The following is a 15,220-nucleotide window of genomic DNA, read 5'->3' as shown; positions in this document are numbered from 1 at the left end:
TTTATTTATAAATCAACGAGTTAGTAATTTCAGCAAACAGCCAAGCCTGAATTAAGCAGGCAACTTGCTGCTCAGGTGTTGCTGGAGCAACACCTGGGAAGGGAAGAAAGAATCAGGAATTCATCTCCAGGTCCCAGTGCTTTAGTGCACTTTTTTTGCACTACACAAGCAATAACATTCATTAGTCTTCTATTTTTTCACCCCTTAGCATGCCCCCATCCCCGACGCCCGGCCCGGTGTGGCCTGCGCAAGCAGGCTCCCGAGGAACCGTGCGCGAGAGAAAACATTTCCATATCCAGGGATGGAGCTTCCCACTCCGGTGGGATTGAGAGGACCAGGGGTCTGTACGAAAAGCCGCCCGGCTCCGGCACTTTCCGTACAGCGCCTCCGGCCTCTCCCTTTATCAACTGCCTAGTGTCATGCCCATGCCCCAGAACCCATTGCGTCTCTGGCTGCAGCGACTGCTGCCGGACGCCAGTAATGCCCCTCCACGGGAGTGGCTGCGCGCTGCCATTGGTGGCTGCATCGCCGTCTTTCTCGCCGCGCTGGTTTGCAATCAGCTTTTCGGTACCGACCTGGCGTTGCGCCTGATCGCACCGTTCTCCGCCTCCGCGCTGCTGCTGTTTGCCGTCACCTCCAGTCCGGTTGCCCAGCCATGGCCAGTGGTCGCCGGCAATGTGCTGGCGGCAGCCATCGGCTTGCTGGTCAGCCACTGGGGCCTGCCCCCGCTGGCCGCCGCTGCAACCGCCTTCGGCCTGGCCCTGGTGGGTATGCAGGCGCTGCGTTGTCTGCATCCCCCCAGCTGCGCCATCGCCCTGGGGGCCGCGCTCGGTGGACCAGTCTTCTCCGCGCTCGGCTGGCATCTGCTGTTGCCCGTACTGTTGGGGTCGCTGGTACTGGTGAACACCGCACTGCTGTTCAACAACCTCAGCGGCGTCCCCTACCCGCGCAAGGTCGCGCACCCTGCCAGCGGCCCGCACCTGACCGCCGACCCCTTGCCCGGCGAGCGCAATGGCATCGCCGAGGTTGATCTGGACCGCGCACTGGCTGAGTTCGGCAGCTTCGTCGACGTCACCCGCGATGATCTCCAGCGCCTGCTCCAGCTCGCCGAAAAGCACGCGCTGCGCCGCACCATGGGCGACCTGCGAGCGGCACGGATCATGTCCCGCGACCTGCGCACCATCGGCCCCGAGGCCCCAGTCAGCGAGGCCTGGCGCCTGCTTGACCAGCATCATCTGAAAGCCCTGCCGGTACTGGACGACAAGCAGCACCTGGTGGGCATCCTGACCCTCTCCGACCTGCTCGGCCACGCGGCCAGCACGGCACCCCGCAGCCTCGCCGAACGCTTCCGCGCCCGCCGCGAAGCGCCCGTGTCGCGGCTGATGAGCCGGCCGGTGCGCTGCGTGACCGTGGACACGCCGTTGGTGGAGTTGGTGTCGCTGCTTTCCGGCCAGGGCCTGCATTGCCTGCCGGTGCTGGACGACAGTGGCCGCGTGGCCGGGATCATCAGCCAAAGCGACCTGATCGCTGCGCTCTACCGCAACTGGCTGCAGGACCTGCAACAGCAGCCGGTACTGCAGCTGGCGAGTTGAGTCCCGCAAACACCTGTGGGAGCGATTTCAATCGCGAATGAATTCGCTCCCACAATCGCTGCCCAGCTCCGTAGGGTGCGCCGCGCGCACCAACAATCCCGTGCTGGAACACTGGTGCGCATGGCGCACCCTACGGATTGACCTTGGCGGGATCGGCTCAGATCGGGTCCCAGCGCCGGGACCAGTCGATGTCCTCGGTCACCACGTCGCGCAGCACGTCGATGGCCTGGCGCAGGGCCGGGGAATCCTTCTCGCGGGAGTAGACCAGGTAGGTGGGATAGGTGAATTCCGGCGCCTTCTCCACCCGTTCCAGCTCGCCATTCTCCAGGTGCCCCTGCACCACGCGGGCCCGGAAGTAGCCGGAACCGCCGCACTGGAGGATGTAGTGGAGCGCCAGCGGCCCGAGATTGGTGGACAGCACGGCGCTGGCCTTTTCCGGTAGCGCGGCGTCATGGCGCTGGCGGAATTCCTGGCCCCAGTCGTTGTAGATGTAGGGCTCGGGATTGGTCGTCGAACGCACCTGGATCAGCTTCTCTTCCAGCAGCAACTCCACTTGCAGGCCCGGCCAGTAATCCGGGCGGTAGACCAGCGCGGCATCCAGCAGGCCGCGCTGCAGTTGCTGTTGCAGGTGGCCCGCCTCACCGACTTCCGCACGGACCGCATGGGATGGCATGCGCTCGCGCAGGCGGATTACCCAACTGAGCACCAGCGGACTGCACAGGCTGACTTCGCCGCCCAGGTTGAGCACGTCGCGAAAACCCTCGGGCAGCGGCAAATCGCGCCTGGCAGCCTCCCATGTCTGCACCAGTTGGCTGGCATAGGCAACGAACACTTCGCCATCGGCGGTCAGCCGCGCCCCCGCGCGATTGCGCACGAAGAGCCGGCAATCCAGTTGCTGCTCGAGGTTGTGCACCCGCGCGGTGATTGTGGTCTGGGTGACGTGCAGGCGCTCGGCCGCGGCGACGAAACTGCCGGTACGAACGATCTCCAGGAAGGTGCGCGCCAGGTCGATATCCATGGGTGTGCTCGGTGCGGAAAGAATGGCCGAGTTTAACGGCTGACGAAGCGCCTCGCGTCGACTTGTGGGGGCGAGTTCATTCGCCAATGGGCGTCCCCGTCTCCACCAGCCTCAGCAACCGTAAGGCACTGGCGCGAACTTCCTCACGCAAGGCCTCAGGTTCGCGCACCTCGAAATCGCAAGGCAGCTTCATCAGCTGTCGGGCGAACCAGCTCATGCTGTCGGTGCGGGTACGCAACAGCACGCCCTCCTCCTGCGGCTCCAGCAGGCCCATACCGCTGCTTAGCTCCTCGGCGGCACGGGCAAGGTCGCACTTGAGCAGCACTTCGACCGCCGTCGAACGGGGCAGTTGGGCGATGCTTCCGGTGAGGAAGGCGGCGGCGTCGAAGTCATGCGGACGTTCGAAGCGGGCGTCCAGAAGCAGCAGAGCCTGCATCCGGTCCAGGCGAAAGCTGCGTAGATCCCGGCGCAGATGACAGTAGCCGCTCATGTACCAGCGCCCGGCGCGATAGACCAGGCCATACGGATCGGCCTCGCGCTCGCTGCTTTCGCCATCGCTGGCGCTGTAGGTGAAACGCACCCGCTGGCGCATCTGCGTAGCGGCCGCGAGATCCAGCAACCAGCGCTCACTGGCATTGGCGCGCGATCCCGGCAAGTCCAGGGTGGCGGCTTCGCCCAGGGCCCGCAGCCGTGGCTTGAGGTTGGCCGGCATCACCCGCTCCAGCTTTGCACGGGCACTGGCCACCGCTGGCGCCGCCTGATCCAGACCAAGGTTCTGCACCGCCAGCAGACCGAGGGACAGGGCCAGGGTTTCCTCGTTGGTGAACATCATGGGTGGCAGTTTGAAACCGGCTACCAGACGGTAGCCACCATGGCGGCCACGCTCGGCGGTCAGGGGAATGCCGATTTCCTCGAGGGTGGCGATGTAGCGCCGAAGGGTGCGGCTATCCACCTCCAGTCGCCGGGCCAGTTCGCTGCCACTGAGCTGGCCGTGGGTCTGCAGCAGCTCGAGTACGGCGAGCATGCGGGTGGTTGGATTAGGCATGGCCAGGCTCCCTGAAAAAAGTTCCAGGCACGAAATTAATTAGGGCGGAATATAGCCTGATTCACTCCTAAGGTGGTTCCACGGCCGCTCAGCAAGGCCTTTCACCCCCCACTACAAGGAGCAAGACTATGGAACCCGTTCTCTTCTATGGCGTACCGCAAGGTTGTTCGTTCGGCTCGATCGTGGCCCTCGAGTGGCTCGGCCTGCCCTACCGCCTGTGCCGCGTGGAGATGCTGGAGCAGCCTTGGGACCCGCTGTTCGCCCGCATCAATCCGTTGAACAAGACACCCGCCCTCCTGACCGAAAGCGGTCAGCCGGTCAGTGAAAGCCTGGCCATCCTGCTCAGCCTTGCCGGTCGGAATCCGGGCAGCGAGCTGTGCCCGATCCAGGGCAGTCCGGAATACGACCGCCTGAGCCAGATGCTGGCCTACCTGGTGACTGATTTCTTCGGCTCGTTCGCACCGCTCTGGGCGGCCTACGAGATGGCCGATGGCGATGACACCACCAAGGCCGTGCTACGCAAGAAAGGCACTGCGGACGTGAGAGTGCAATGCGCTTATCTGGATGGCCTGCTGCAGGATCGGGACTGGCTGCTAGGTGAACAACGCAGCCTGGCGGACGCTTACTTCGCCGGTGTCAGCCGCTGGGTGGAGTACATGAAGCTGTTCGACCTTGGCCGGGAGTGCCCGCACCTGCAACGCTACCTGCTGAAGCTGAAGGCCGACCCGGCCATCACCTTCGCCCGCGCCATCGAAGACGGCGAGCCGGCGCTCAGCGATGGAGGCTTCAAGGGGCATGTGACGCTGGAGCAACTGGCGCCACGCCTGGCGGCCTGATCCACCCTCGCGGGAGCGAGCCTTCGCGAGCAGAGGTCGCTCCTGCGGGGGATGGCGGTCAGGGCTGCAGATCGAACAGTGCGTTGCCGCTTTCGATATCGAAGGGCGCAGAGAAGTGCTCGTGGACGATCTTCCACTGTCCGCCACGCTTGACATAGCACTGGGTGCCGCGCATCCAGCTGGTCTTCACTTCCCCGTCCTGCTCACCGCCGCAGCGCACCAGGCAGTGCAGGAAGGCGACATTGGCATCAGCCTGGATGGTCGGGTCGGCCGGTTCGAAGATGCCGTCGCCAGCACACATCTCCATGCAGTAACGCCAGTGCTGGCCGTAGTCCTGGAGTCCCTTGAACTGCAACTTGAGGATCGCGTCATAGGCGATCACGTCGTCCGCATAACAGGTCAGGATGGCGTCCACGTTCTTGGCGCGGGCGGCTTTCAGCCACTGGTTGAAGACTTCGTGGACTTCCAGCTCTGCGGTGGCCTTGAGGGTTTCGCTGCTCATGGTGCGTCTCCTTGGTTCCGAAAAGGGGTTCCGTCGGCGGTTTGCCGGTGGGTTCACCCTTGGTCGTGGGCCGCTGTCCGGCTTCGACAAAGCGCTCGCCGGGATCGACGAACGGTGACGTCACTCCTCCAGTTCATGCAGGCGCATCTCGATGAAGCGCCGCTCGGGTTCCTGGCGTACCAGCGCCAGTGCGTTCTGGTACGCCGCACGCGCCTCGGCCTTGCGTCCGAGACGACGGCAGAAGTCAGCGCGGGTGGTATGCGCCAGGTGGTAGTCGCTGAGCTCGCCGGCATCCAACAAGGCGTCCACCTCGGCAAGCCCCGCTTCGGGACCATCGCGCATCGCAATGGCCACGGCGCGATTGAGCGCCACTACCGGCGACTGGACCAGCCGTTGCAGCACATCGTATAGCCCGACGATCTGTCCCCAGTCCGTTTGCGCGGCGCTCGCCGCCTGGGCATGCACGGCGCTGATCGCGGCCTGTAGCACATAGACGCCGACGCGCCGGCTGGCCAGGGCTTGCGTAACCAGGGCGAGGCCTTCGGCTATCTGCGCCCGGTCCCACAGGGAGCGATCCTGTTGATCCAGCAGGATCAGGTCGCCGTTGTCGGTGGCACGGGCGGAACGGCGCGAGTCGTGCAGCAGCATCAGCGCCAGCAGGCCCATCACTTCCGGGTCCGGCAGCAACTCCAGCAGCAGCCGCGCCAGCCGGATGGCTTCGGCCGAAAGATCGGTACGGGTCAGGGAGTCGCCGGAGGACGCCGAATAGCCCTCGTTGAACACCAGATAGACGACCCGCAGGACGTTATCCAGCCGCTCCGGCAACTCGGCCAGCGACGGCACCTGATAGGGAATGCGCGCGTCGCGGATCTTCGTCTTGGCGCGGACGATGCGCTGGGCAATGGTGGATGGCGTACTCAGGAAGGCGCGGGCGATTTCTTCGGTCTTCAGGTCACAGACTTCACGCAGGGTCAGCGGTACCTGGGCATCGGCGGGCAGTGCCGGGTGGCAGCAGGTGAAGATCAGCCGCAGACGGTCGTCCTCCACATCCTCGCCCTCCTCGAACTCACTGGCAGCCTCTTCAAGTTCGGCCAGCAGGTGACGCTTCGACGCGTCGAAGCGGGCGCGCCGGCGCAGGCCGTCGATGGCCTTGAAGCGGCCGGCCGAAACCAGCCAGGCGCGCGGATTGGTCGGAATGCCGTCCCGCGGCCACTGCTGCACGGCGGCGATGAAGGCATCGTGCAGGGCTTCCTCGGCCAGGTCGAAATCCCCCAGCAGACGGATCAGCGTGGCGAGGACGCGGCGCGAGTCGCTGCGATAGATCGCCTCGACCCGCTTGTGCAGTTCGGCCTCGTCCATCAGGCTCCCCGTTGCATCAGGAAACGGCACCCAGGGTCGGCCGGACCTCGGGCTCGCGCACAGGTCGCACCTCGATGCAGCCCAGGCGTGCCGGCGGGATCTTCGCGGCGATCTGCAGCGCCTCGTTGAGGTCGCGCGCCTCGATCAGGTAGAAGCCGCCGAGCTGCTCCTTGGTTTCCGCGAAGGGGCCGTCGGTCATCGATACGCGACCGCCCTGCAGGCGCAGTGTGGTGGCGGTCCGTACCGACTCCAGCGCATTGGACGCCAGGTAGTGGCCGCTGGCGGCGAGTTGCTCGGTGTATTCCACGCACTCACTGGCGATCGCCTGGTAGTCGGCGTCGGTCAGGGTGGCGAGCTTGGCTTCTTCGATATAGATCAGGCACAGGTATTTCATGATGGGCTCCTCGGGTGGCTGCGGGGTACTGACACCCATTGGTCGTTCGGCGCCAACGGGAATCGACAGCGGCGCGAGAAAATGTCGTGGCGAATTCATTCGCGAATGAATTCGCCCCCACGGGGGAGGAATTGAGGATAGCTCTGCCTGGCCGCCCGGCCCGCTGACGAGCCGAGCGGTCCGTTTCAGGTTATTTCTCGGCGGCGGCCTTGAGGTTCACCAGGCCCTGGTCGAACTTGCTGCCGACCATGTCATCCATGTCGAAGAACACCTGCATCAGGCGATGGGTATAGGGCGAAGGCCCGTACATGGCCCAGGTGACCTGGGTGCCGCCGTGCTGCGGCTGCAACATGAATTCGGCGGTGTTGTGGGCTTCGAAGGGCATCTGGAAGTCCAGCTTGATCTCCACCTTCGAGGCCGGCTCGCTCTGGGTGATTTCCATGCGCCCGGTGCCCACCTCGTTGTTGCCCTGCCAGGCATACGCGGCGCCGACGCCTTCCTTCGGGCCGCTGTAGCTGCGCTTGAGTGCCGGGTCGAGCTTTTCCCAGGGCGACCAGGACGTCCATTGGCGCAAGTCGTTGATCAGCGGGAAGACCTTCTCCGGTGGCGCCGCGATGGTGGTCGTGCGTTCGATGCGGAAATGATCCGGGCTGATCGCGGCGTACCCCAGCACGCCGAGTAACGCGATGACGATGATGGCGAGTATGGCTTTGAACATAGCGCCCTCCCGGGGCTTGCAGGCAGGTGGACTGGCACTTGGGCAGCATTGCCAGAACAAGGTTAGCCGCTCTGCGCCGCGACGCCTGGCAGCCGGATGTGTCGCCCCAACTCTTCGAACAGGGTGATGACCGAACGCAGCGCACGACAGTCCGGCCGGGTCAGTAGCCAGAGCGCGCTGGTGCAGCCGGGCAGGTCGCCTTCGAGAACCGTGAGTCCCGCTTCGCCACGCACCAGGAATTCCGGCAGCGCCGCCACACCGAGGCCGGCACGCACCAGTTGCGCCACCGACAGCATGCTGTTGCAGCGATGCATGGGCTGCACGTCGGGGAAGCGCTGGCGACGCCAGACCAGGCTGGGATGGTTGGGCAGGAAATCGTCAGGGGCTATCCAGGCCATGCGCGTCGGATCGCGTTCGGGCCAGCGCGCCAGATATGCATCCGCCGCGCAGAGGACGTAGGGCACCGGGCCCAGGCAGCGGCCCACAAGGTGGCCGGGCGGAGAGGTGGTCAGGCGCAGGGCGATATCCGCGTCGCGGCGGCTGAGGTTGGCGAAGTCGTTGGAGGTGGTCAGCTCCAGTTCCAGCGCGGGATAAGCGGGCATGAAGTGCGCGAGTGCGGGCAACAGCAGCCCGTGGAGTACGGCGTCGGTGCAGGTCAGGCGCAGGGTGCCACTGACAGCCTCGCTACCCTGCTCCAGGCCCAATCGCGCCGCTTCCAGCGCCTTCTCCGCCAGCTCGGCCTGCTGTGCCAGCAGTTGCGCCGCCATGTTGGGGAGGTAACCGGCGCGGCTTTTCTCGAACAGCACGCTGCCGAGCGCCTGTTCCAGGCGCCGGAGGGCGCGGAATACCGTGGAGACATCCACCTTGAGCTGCTCAGCGGCCCGAGCCAGGGTGCCACCACGAACCAGCGCAAGGACCAGGGCCAGGTCGGCGTGGTCGATCTTGTATTGCGTCACTGCAATCCCACCTTGCCAAATCGCCAATATTGATTGCCTTTTCGCAACTATATAGTCGACCGGAGCGGGCGCAAGCCGCGCCTGGCAATGGAGGACAGAGATGAAGCAACTGCGCATCGGCCTGGTTGGCGACAGGGACGACAACATCACCGCACACCGTGCCATTCCCCACGCCCTTGAGCTCGCCGCACGGGCCACCGGGAAAGACGTGAAAGGCATCTGGTTGGCTACGGAACGCATTGGCCAGACTCGGCTCGACAGCTTCGATGGCCTCTGGTGCATTCCCGCCACTCCTTACCGCAGCACCGAAGGCGCTCTGCAAGCGATTACCCACGCGCGCCGCAACGCCCAGCCATTCCTCGGCACCTGCGGTGGCTTCCAGCACGCGCTGCTGGAGTACGCGCGCAATGTGCTGGGCTGGTCCGATGCCGAGCACGCCGAAGAAGTCCCCCATGCATCGCGCGCCGTCATCAGCCCACTTGCATGCGCCCTGCGGGATACCCTGGAGCGCGTGCGACTGACCCCCGGCTCGCGCGTGGCCGAAGCCTACGGCGCCGAGGATGCCTTCGAGGGCTACTTCTGCGGATATGGACTCAACCCGACTTTCCGCGAAGCCCTCACCCAAGGTCCGCTGCGCGTTTCCGCCCAGGACCCCGCCGGGGCCGTGCGCGCAGTGGAACTGGACGACCACCCGTTCTTCATCGCCACCCTCTTCCAGCCGGAACGTGCTGCGCTGATCGGCCGCCTGCCACCGCTGGTACACGCCTTCGTCAATGCCTGCCAGGAGAATGCCCGATGATTGCCCAGACGCCGGAGCCGCCCTACTACGCAGTGATTTTCACCTCGCTGCGCAGTGAGACCGAGCAGGACTACGCCGCCACCGCCGAGCGCATGCTGGAACTGGCCGGTGACCAGCCCGGTTTCCTTGGCGTGGAATCCGCCCGTGGTGCCGACGGGCTGGGGATAACCGTGTCCTACTGGCGCAGCGAAGAAGACATCCGCACCTGGCGTCTCCAGGCCGAGCACCGTGAGGCGCAGCGGCGTGGACGGGAAGAGTGGTACCGGGCATTCCGCACCCGCGTGGCCCACGTCGAGCGGGACTACGGCAAGGCCTGAGCGCGGTGCACGACCAGGGGTCAGGCCACGCGCTGCGACTCCAGCACCAGCTCCTGCTCGGCTCCACGTTTGAGCAGCGCGTAGATCACTCCGGTCACCAGACTGCCGGCGACTATCGCCAGCAGGTAAAGCATCGCGTGGTTGATCGCGTTGGGGATCAGCAGCACGAACAGGCCACCATGGGGTGCCATCAGCTTGCAGCCGAAGTACATGGACAACGCGCCGGTCAGGGCACCGCCGGCGATGCTGGCCGGGATCACTCGCAACGGGTCCTTGGCAGCGAAGGGAATGGCGCCTTCGGAGATGAAGCACAACCCCAGCACAAGCGCCGCCTTGCCAGCCTCGCGTTCGCCCTGGGCGAACTTGCGACGCATCAGCAGGGTGGCGATGCCCATGCCGATGGGCGGCACCATGCCGGCGGCCATGGTGGCGGCCATCGGCGCATAGCTTTGCGATGCCAGCAGCCCCACGGAAAACGCGTAGGCGGCCTTGTTGATCGGCCCCCCGAGGTCCACGCACATCATCCCGCCCAGCAGCAGGCCAAGGAGGATGGCGTTGGACGTACCCATGTTGTCGAGGAAGTGGGTAAGGCTGGCGAGCATTCCCGCCACAGGCTTGCCCACCACGTAGATCATCACCAGGCCGGTGAACAGGCTGGCGAGCAACGGGATGATCAGGATCGGTTTCAGCGCCTCGACGCTCTGCGGCAGGTTCAGATGGCGATTGATCGCCCGCGCCGAGTAGCCCGCGAGAAAGCCCGCGACTATGCCGCCAATGAACCCGGCGCCGAGGATGCTGGCCAACAGGCCGCCGATCATGCCTGGCGCCAGGCCGGGACGGTCTGCAATGGAATAAGCGATGTAGCCGGCCAGCAGCGGCACCATCAGCTTGAAGGCCGCGTCGCCACCAATCTGCATCAGTGCGGCAGCGAGGCTGCCCTCCTCCTTGAACGCCTCGATGCCGAAGACGAAGGACAGGGCGATCAACAGCCCGCCCGCGACCACCATCGGCAGCATGTAGGAGACGCCGGTGAGCAAGTGCTTGTAGGCGCCCTTGGGTTCGGCCTTGGCCTTGCCTGCCTGGGCGTCAGTACCAGCCTTGGTGTCCAGCAACTGGCCTTCGCTCAGGGCACGCTTGAGGGTGGATTCGGATTGCTTGAGGGCAACGCCGGTGCCGCAGCGAAAGACCTTCTTGCCGGCAAAGCGGGCTGTGTCCACTTCGATATCGGTAGCCAGCAGCACGGCGTCGGCGGCGGCGATGGCTTCGGGCGTCAGCGGATCACGGGCGCCTACCGAGCCCTGGGTTTCCACCTGGAGGTCGATGCCCAGGCGCTGCGCCGCCTGCTTCAGCGCTTCAGCCGCCATGAAGGTATGCGCCACACCGGTCGGGCAGGCGGTGACAGCGACGATGCGTGGCCGTGAACCCGCGACGGGAGCGGCAGTCGGTGCTTCGGCCGGCTGCTCCCGCGCATCGACGGCGGCGCGCAGAAGGAAGGACTCGCTGTCACGCAGGGCTTCGGCGGGGCTGGCGATGCACAGGCGCTTGCCGGTGAAGCGGGTCAGGTCCAGTGCACCGCTCTTGACTACCAGCACCCAGTCGGCGGCTTCCAGGGTAGCGGCCGACAACTGGTTTTCCGGGTGCTGCGGGTCGACGATTTCGACGCTGGTGCTCCAGCCCAGGCGCTGTGCGGCGGCGTCCAGCAGGCGCGCACAGAGCACGCTGGTAACCATGCCATTGGGGCAGGCAGTGACTATGGCGAGTTTCATCGGGACACCTCTTGTTGTTCTTCCAGCGCCCGGATCTCTACGGCGCCTTCGAGCTGTTGCAGTTGCGCGGCATCGCTGATGCCGAAGCCCACCTGGGTCACCGCCTGGGCGGCGATGGCGGTGGCGTGGCGCAGGGCGCGAGCGGCTGGCCAGTCCCAGAGCAGGCCGTGAACCATGCCGGCCAGCAGGGAATCGCCAGCACCCACGGTGCTGGCCACGCTGACCCTTGGCGGCTGGGCGTGCAGGGCGAAACCGGGGCCGAACCAGTTAACGCCGTCTGCGCCCTGGGAAATCACAATCTGCTCGATCCCCTGTGCCTGTAGCTGGCCAGCCTCTTCGCGTTGTGCCGCGATATCGGTCAGCGACCGGCCACAGAGTTCGCTCAGCTCTTCGGTGTTCGGCTTGATCAGCCAGGGCGCGGCCTGCAGGCCGGCACGAAAGGCTGCGCCGCTGGAATCCAGGGCCACTTTCAGGCCATGCCCCTTGAGCCGCGTGATCAGTTCGGCGAGAAAACACGGCGCCACACCTCGAGGCAGGCTGCCGGCCACCACGGCCAGATCATGCCCCGGCGCGACGGCATCCAGTCGCGACAGCAGCGCAGCCTGGGCGGAGGCATCCACCATCGGACCCGGGCCATTGATATCGGTGATGCGCCCGTCGGCTTCGGCCAACTTGATATTGCTGCGAGTTTCCCCCGGTACACGAACGAAGGCGTCGGAGAAACCACGCCGGGCGAACAACGCCTCGAAAGCTTCTGCGTTGTCCGCGCCGAGAAAGCCGGACACCGTCAGGTCGTGACCGAGGTCAGCCAGCACCTGGGCGACGTTCACGCCTTTACCGGCAGCATGGCTGGCTTGGGCCAGGCTGCGATTCACCCGGCCGGGTTCCAGGCGATCCAGGCGCAAGGTCAGGTCGAGGGCGGGGTTCAGGGTGATGCAGAGAATGCGAGCCATCAGAAACGCTCCCCCAGTTCGCGGACCGCCGCCGCGCTTTCCAGGGTCAGTGCACCTTCAGCCAGCTCACGGGCAGCACTCAGGTTGAACTCGCGCACCCGTGCCTTGACCTCGGCAATGCCACCCGTGGACAGGCTCAATTCATCCACGCCCAGCCCCACCAGCAGTGGCACCGCCAGCGGGTCGCCCGCCAGCTCGCCGCACACGCCCACCCATTTGCCCTGGGCGTGGGCTGCGCGCACCGTGAGGGCGATCAGTTGCAGCACTGCCGGGTGGAGGCCATCGGCCTGGGCGGAAAGCGTCGGGTGGCCACGGTCGATGGCCAGGCAGTACTGGGTCAGGTCGTTGGTGCCGATGCTGAAGAAGTCCACCTCGCGGGCCAGCACGGGGGCAATCAGCGCCGCGGACGGCACCTCGACCATGATCCCCAGTTGCAAGTCGGCCTGGGGAATCTCCGCGGCAACTTTCAGCGCCATGTCGCGGGCCTGACGCCATTCTTCGACCGTGCCGACCATGGGGAACATGATGCGCAGCGGCCGCCCTTCGCTGGCACGCATCAGCGCACGCAACTGGGTCTCCATCAGCTTCGGACGCTGCAGGGTCAGGCGCACCCCGCGCACGCCAAGGAAAGGGTTCTCCTCGTCCGGCACCGGCCAGTAAGGCAATGGCTTGTCGCCACCGACATCCAGGGTACGGGCCACCAGCGGGCGGCCCTCGAGAGCGTCGAATACCCGGCGGTACTCCGCTTCCTGGGTGGCCAGGTCGGGCGCCTGCGGGTGAGCCATGAAGATGAACTCGGTGCGCAGCAGGCCGACGCCTTCCGCACCTTGCGCCACCGCCTTGGCGGCTCCCGCGCAGTCGCCCAGGTTGGCGCAGATTTCCACCCGGTGGCCATCGCGCGTCAGGGCCGGTTGCAGCTTGTCGGCATCGGCCAGTTGCAGGCGGCGCTGACGCCCTTCCTGCTCCTGACGGGCCCGTTGCAGCTGTTCGGCATCGGGAGCAACGACCAGTCGGCCGCGCTGGCCGTCCAGCAGCAGCGGTGTAAGCGGTTCCAGCAGCAGTACACCGGCTCCGGCCCCAACCAGTGCGGGAATGCCCAGGGCACGGGCGACGATGGCGCTGTGGGAAGTGGCACCGCCACGGGCGGTGAGGATGCCAGCCACGCGGTCGCGGTCAAGGCGCGCAACGTCGGAAGGCGCCATCTCGTCCATCACCAGGACATAGGGCTCGTCCGGCTCGGAGGCCGCCTCCACGCCACAGAGCTGGGCCAGCACGCGGCGGCCGATATCCCGCAGGTCGGCGGCACGCTCGGCCAGCAGCGCATCGTGCAGGCTTTCCTGCTGGGCGGCGGCACCTTCCACCACCGCCAGCCAGGCAGCGGCTGCGCTTTCGCCCTGTTTCAGGCGGGCATCCACCTCGTCGCCCAGTTCCGGGTCGGTGAGCATTTCCAGATGGGTGATGAAGATTTCACGGATGGCTTTCACCTCGCTGCGCAGCACCAGCGCCTCGATCTCGCCACGCACATGGCCGATGGCCTGTTGCAGGCGCGAGCGCTCGACGTCGGGGGACTCGCCACGCAGCGGATAGTCGAACTCCTTGTGCAGACGGATATGTGCAGGCCCAACGGCGATACCGGGGGCGGCGGGTACTGCGTGGAGCTGGCTGCCAGGCGTCGGGGCGGCGATGGGTTGCGCCTCCGCTTCGTCCTCCGGAGTGGCCTGCTCGCTGACCGGCAAGGGTTCGACCTCTTCGCCCAGACCCTGCTCGATGGCGGCTTTCAGCGCCGGCAAAGCGGCATCGGCGATAGCCGGTTCGGCAATGACCTCGATGAGCTGACCACGGCGGATGCCCAGGCTCAGGAGCTTGCTAAGGCTCTTGGCGGACACGGCGGCCGTGGCGCTGTCGGCAAGCCGCAGACGAATCTCGCCATCGAAGGTCTTGGCCAGTTGCGCCAGTTCCTTGGCCGGCCTCGCGTGCAGACCGTGAGCGTTGGCCAGGGGTAGACGCAGGCTCGGCCAGTCGGGCTGGATGTCTCCACCCAGGACCTCAAGTACCGCGCGACGTTGAGTGGCGCGGGCGAGCTCGCGGCCCCGCCCCTCGATCAACAGGGCGCATAGGCGTTCCAGCAGCGCCAGGTGGGCGTCGCCCAGGCTGGCCAGGCAGAACAGTCCGTTGAGGGGTTGGTCGAGAAGGCGCAGGGGTTTTTCCGGCGTCAGGTAGGCCAGGCCGGGACGCTGCACTGCCTGGTCGCTGTGCAGCCACCAGAGGCCCTCGCCCAGGGGCAGCGGTTCGCCCTGCAGCAACGCGGCGGCAAAGCTGCCGCCAACGCACTCGGCGCGACGCAACAGGCGAGCGCCTTGCAGCACCAGCTCGTCATAGTCTTCCACTGCCACGCCAAGGCCGATCAGTTGATCGTCCAGCGCCAGCTCCTGGGGAGCGCCCTGCAGCAGCTTGAGGATGTCTTCCGGGGTTTGCGCCTGTCGCAATTCGCTGCCGAGATCAGCTTCACCCAGGGCACGGGTGAGGATCTGCAGCAGGCGCAGGTGTTCATCGGATTTGGCGGCAATGCCGATGGCGAGGTAGACGATCTGTCCACCGCCCCAGTCGACCCCTTCGGGGAACTGCATCAGGCGCACGCCGGTGCTGAATACCAGCTCGCGGGTCTGCGGCGTGCCATGGGGAATGGCGATGCCCTGGCCAAGGAAGGTGGAGCCCTGGACCTCGCGAGCCTCGAGACCGGCGAGGTACCCCGCCGCCACCAGGCCATCGCCCTCGAGCAGCTCGGCGAGCATGCGCAACGCACCCGCCTTGTCCGCCGCGACCAGGCCCATGGAAATCTGCCCTGCGGTCAGTTCGAGCATCGCATCACCTCTTCGGGCCTTGCGCCCTTCTTATCGTTGTCACTTGCCATCAGCAGCGCCACCGAACGTCGGTTGGATCGGTCAAAGCGTAGACAGAGCGCTTG

14 protein-coding genes are annotated in these 15,220 nt (G+C 65.9%); 4 read left to right on the top strand and 10 right to left on the bottom strand.

Annotation, left to right across the window (positions count from 1 at the left end; translation table 11 throughout):
* Window positions 1–425: 425 nt before the first annotated feature.
* The gene (locus tag SA496_RS05395) at window positions 426–1,592 is read left to right on the top strand and encodes an HPP family protein (RefSeq protein WP_330115131.1); all 1,167 of its coding nucleotides are present in this window, start codon (window positions 426–428) and stop codon (window positions 1,590–1,592) included.
* Between the two features lie 157 nt (window positions 1,593–1,749).
* Here SA496_RS05395 and SA496_RS05390 read toward each other — a convergent pair whose 3' ends face one another.
* Window positions 1,750–2,610 (bottom strand): LysR family transcriptional regulator, encoded by an 861-nt coding sequence (locus SA496_RS05390; RefSeq protein ID WP_120652321.1) that lies wholly within the window; start codon window positions 2,608–2,610, stop codon window positions 1,750–1,752.
* A 76-nt stretch (window positions 2,611–2,686) separates the two neighbouring features.
* A complete protein-coding gene (locus SA496_RS05385; protein ID WP_330115130.1) occupies window positions 2,687–3,655 on the bottom strand; it encodes a helix-turn-helix transcriptional regulator in 969 nt (322 codons plus the stop codon).
* Window positions 3,656–3,783: 128 nt separating this feature from the next.
* On the opposite strand from SA496_RS05385, the gene SA496_RS05380 reads away from it, so the two are divergent.
* Window positions 3,784–4,491, top strand: coding sequence for a glutathione S-transferase family protein (locus SA496_RS05380; RefSeq protein WP_120652325.1), 708 nt, complete (start codon window positions 3,784–3,786; stop codon window positions 4,489–4,491).
* A gap of 58 nt (window positions 4,492–4,549) precedes the next feature.
* Here the strand turns inward: SA496_RS05380 and SA496_RS05375 are convergent, their stop codons facing one another.
* The 5 genes from SA496_RS05375 to SA496_RS05355 form a co-directional block, all read right to left on the bottom strand.
* Window positions 4,550–4,993 (bottom strand): YybH family protein, encoded by a 444-nt coding sequence (locus SA496_RS05375; protein ID WP_120652327.1) that lies wholly within the window; start codon window positions 4,991–4,993, stop codon window positions 4,550–4,552.
* 120 nt (window positions 4,994–5,113) lie between these two features.
* Window positions 5,114–6,337, bottom strand: coding sequence for an RNA polymerase sigma factor (locus SA496_RS05370; protein ID WP_153918004.1), 1,224 nt, complete (start codon window positions 6,335–6,337; stop codon window positions 5,114–5,116).
* Window positions 6,338–6,368: 31 nt separating this feature from the next.
* Window positions 6,369–6,746, bottom strand: coding sequence for a YciI family protein (locus tag SA496_RS05365; RefSeq protein ID WP_120652328.1), 378 nt, complete (start codon window positions 6,744–6,746; stop codon window positions 6,369–6,371).
* Between the two features lie 190 nt (window positions 6,747–6,936).
* On the bottom strand, window positions 6,937–7,464 hold the full coding sequence (locus tag SA496_RS05360) for an SRPBCC family protein (RefSeq protein WP_330115129.1): 528 nt from the start codon (window positions 7,462–7,464) through the stop codon (window positions 6,937–6,939).
* Between the two features lie 62 nt (window positions 7,465–7,526).
* Window positions 7,527–8,420 (bottom strand): LysR family transcriptional regulator, encoded by an 894-nt coding sequence (locus tag SA496_RS05355; RefSeq protein ID WP_256660997.1) that lies wholly within the window; start codon window positions 8,418–8,420, stop codon window positions 7,527–7,529.
* A 100-nt stretch (window positions 8,421–8,520) separates the two neighbouring features.
* Between SA496_RS05355 and SA496_RS05350 the strand changes: the two genes are divergently transcribed.
* Window positions 8,521–9,219 carry a CTP synthase C-terminal region-related (seleno)protein gene (locus SA496_RS05350; protein WP_330115128.1) on the top strand — a complete coding sequence of 233 codons (699 nt, stop codon included), beginning with the start codon at window positions 8,521–8,523 and terminating at the stop codon, window positions 9,217–9,219.
* The gene (locus SA496_RS05345) at window positions 9,216–9,536 is read left to right on the top strand and encodes an antibiotic biosynthesis monooxygenase family protein (RefSeq protein WP_120652334.1); all 321 of its coding nucleotides are present in this window, start codon (window positions 9,216–9,218) and stop codon (window positions 9,534–9,536) included. The genes SA496_RS05350 and SA496_RS05345 overlap by 4 nt, the downstream gene beginning before the upstream one ends.
* Window positions 9,537–9,556: 20 nt before the next feature.
* Here the strand turns inward: SA496_RS05345 and SA496_RS05340 are convergent, their stop codons facing one another.
* From SA496_RS05340 to ptsP, 3 genes are read right to left on the bottom strand one after another with little or no spacing between them, the layout of a single operon-like run.
* Window positions 9,557–11,302 (bottom strand): PTS fructose-like transporter subunit IIB, encoded by a 1,746-nt coding sequence (locus tag SA496_RS05340; protein WP_330115127.1) that lies wholly within the window; start codon window positions 11,300–11,302, stop codon window positions 9,557–9,559.
* Window positions 11,299–12,255, bottom strand: coding sequence for a 1-phosphofructokinase (pfkB, locus tag SA496_RS05335; protein ID WP_330115126.1), 957 nt, complete (start codon window positions 12,253–12,255; stop codon window positions 11,299–11,301). The genes SA496_RS05340 and pfkB overlap by 4 nt, the downstream gene beginning before the upstream one ends.
* The gene (gene ptsP, locus SA496_RS05330) at window positions 12,255–15,116 is read right to left on the bottom strand and encodes a phosphoenolpyruvate--protein phosphotransferase (RefSeq protein ID WP_330115125.1); all 2,862 of its coding nucleotides are present in this window, start codon (window positions 15,114–15,116) and stop codon (window positions 12,255–12,257) included. Before ptsP ends, pfkB begins: the two co-directional genes overlap by 1 nt.
* Window positions 15,117–15,220: the final 104 nt, after the last annotated feature.

The organism is Pseudomonas sp. JS3066 (genome assembly GCF_036328175.1).
In the GTDB taxonomy this organism is placed as follows: Bacteria; Pseudomonadota; Gammaproteobacteria; order Pseudomonadales; family Pseudomonadaceae; genus Metapseudomonas.
Note: the sequence above shows the minus strand (reverse complement) of the source record. Positions and strands in the feature narration are given on the sequence as shown.

What these genes read in the sequence shown, in the direction of transcription:
- SA496_RS05395 (WP_330115131.1), top strand. Translation starts at nt 426, where the DNA reads ATGCCCCAGAACCCATTGCGTCTCTGGCTGCAGCGACTGCTGCCGGAC.
- SA496_RS05390 (WP_120652321.1), bottom strand. Translation starts at nt 2,610, where the DNA reads ATGGATATCGACCTGGCGCGCACCTTCCTGGAGATCGTTCGTACCGGC.
- SA496_RS05385 (WP_330115130.1), bottom strand. Translation starts at nt 3,655, where the DNA reads ATGCCTAATCCAACCACCCGCATGCTCGCCGTACTCGAGCTGCTGCAG.
- SA496_RS05380 (WP_120652325.1), top strand. Translation starts at nt 3,784, where the DNA reads ATGGAACCCGTTCTCTTCTATGGCGTACCGCAAGGTTGTTCGTTCGGC.
- SA496_RS05375 (WP_120652327.1), bottom strand. Translation starts at nt 4,993, where the DNA reads ATGAGCAGCGAAACCCTCAAGGCCACCGCAGAGCTGGAAGTCCACGAA.
- SA496_RS05365 (WP_120652328.1), bottom strand. Translation starts at nt 6,746, where the DNA reads ATGAAATACCTGTGCCTGATCTATATCGAAGAAGCCAAGCTCGCCACC.
- SA496_RS05360 (WP_330115129.1), bottom strand. Translation starts at nt 7,464, where the DNA reads ATGTTCAAAGCCATACTCGCCATCATCGTCATCGCGTTACTCGGCGTG.
- SA496_RS05350 (WP_330115128.1), top strand. Translation starts at nt 8,521, where the DNA reads ATGAAGCAACTGCGCATCGGCCTGGTTGGCGACAGGGACGACAACATC.
- SA496_RS05345 (WP_120652334.1), top strand. Translation starts at nt 9,216, where the DNA reads ATGATTGCCCAGACGCCGGAGCCGCCCTACTACGCAGTGATTTTCACC.
- SA496_RS05340 (WP_330115127.1), bottom strand. Translation starts at nt 11,302, where the DNA reads ATGAAACTCGCCATAGTCACTGCCTGCCCCAATGGCATGGTTACCAGC.
- pfkB (WP_330115126.1), bottom strand. Translation starts at nt 12,255, where the DNA reads ATGGCTCGCATTCTCTGCATCACCCTGAACCCCGCCCTCGACCTGACC.
- ptsP (WP_330115125.1), bottom strand. Translation starts at nt 15,116, where the DNA reads ATGCTCGAACTGACCGCAGGGCAGATTTCCATGGGCCTGGTCGCGGCG.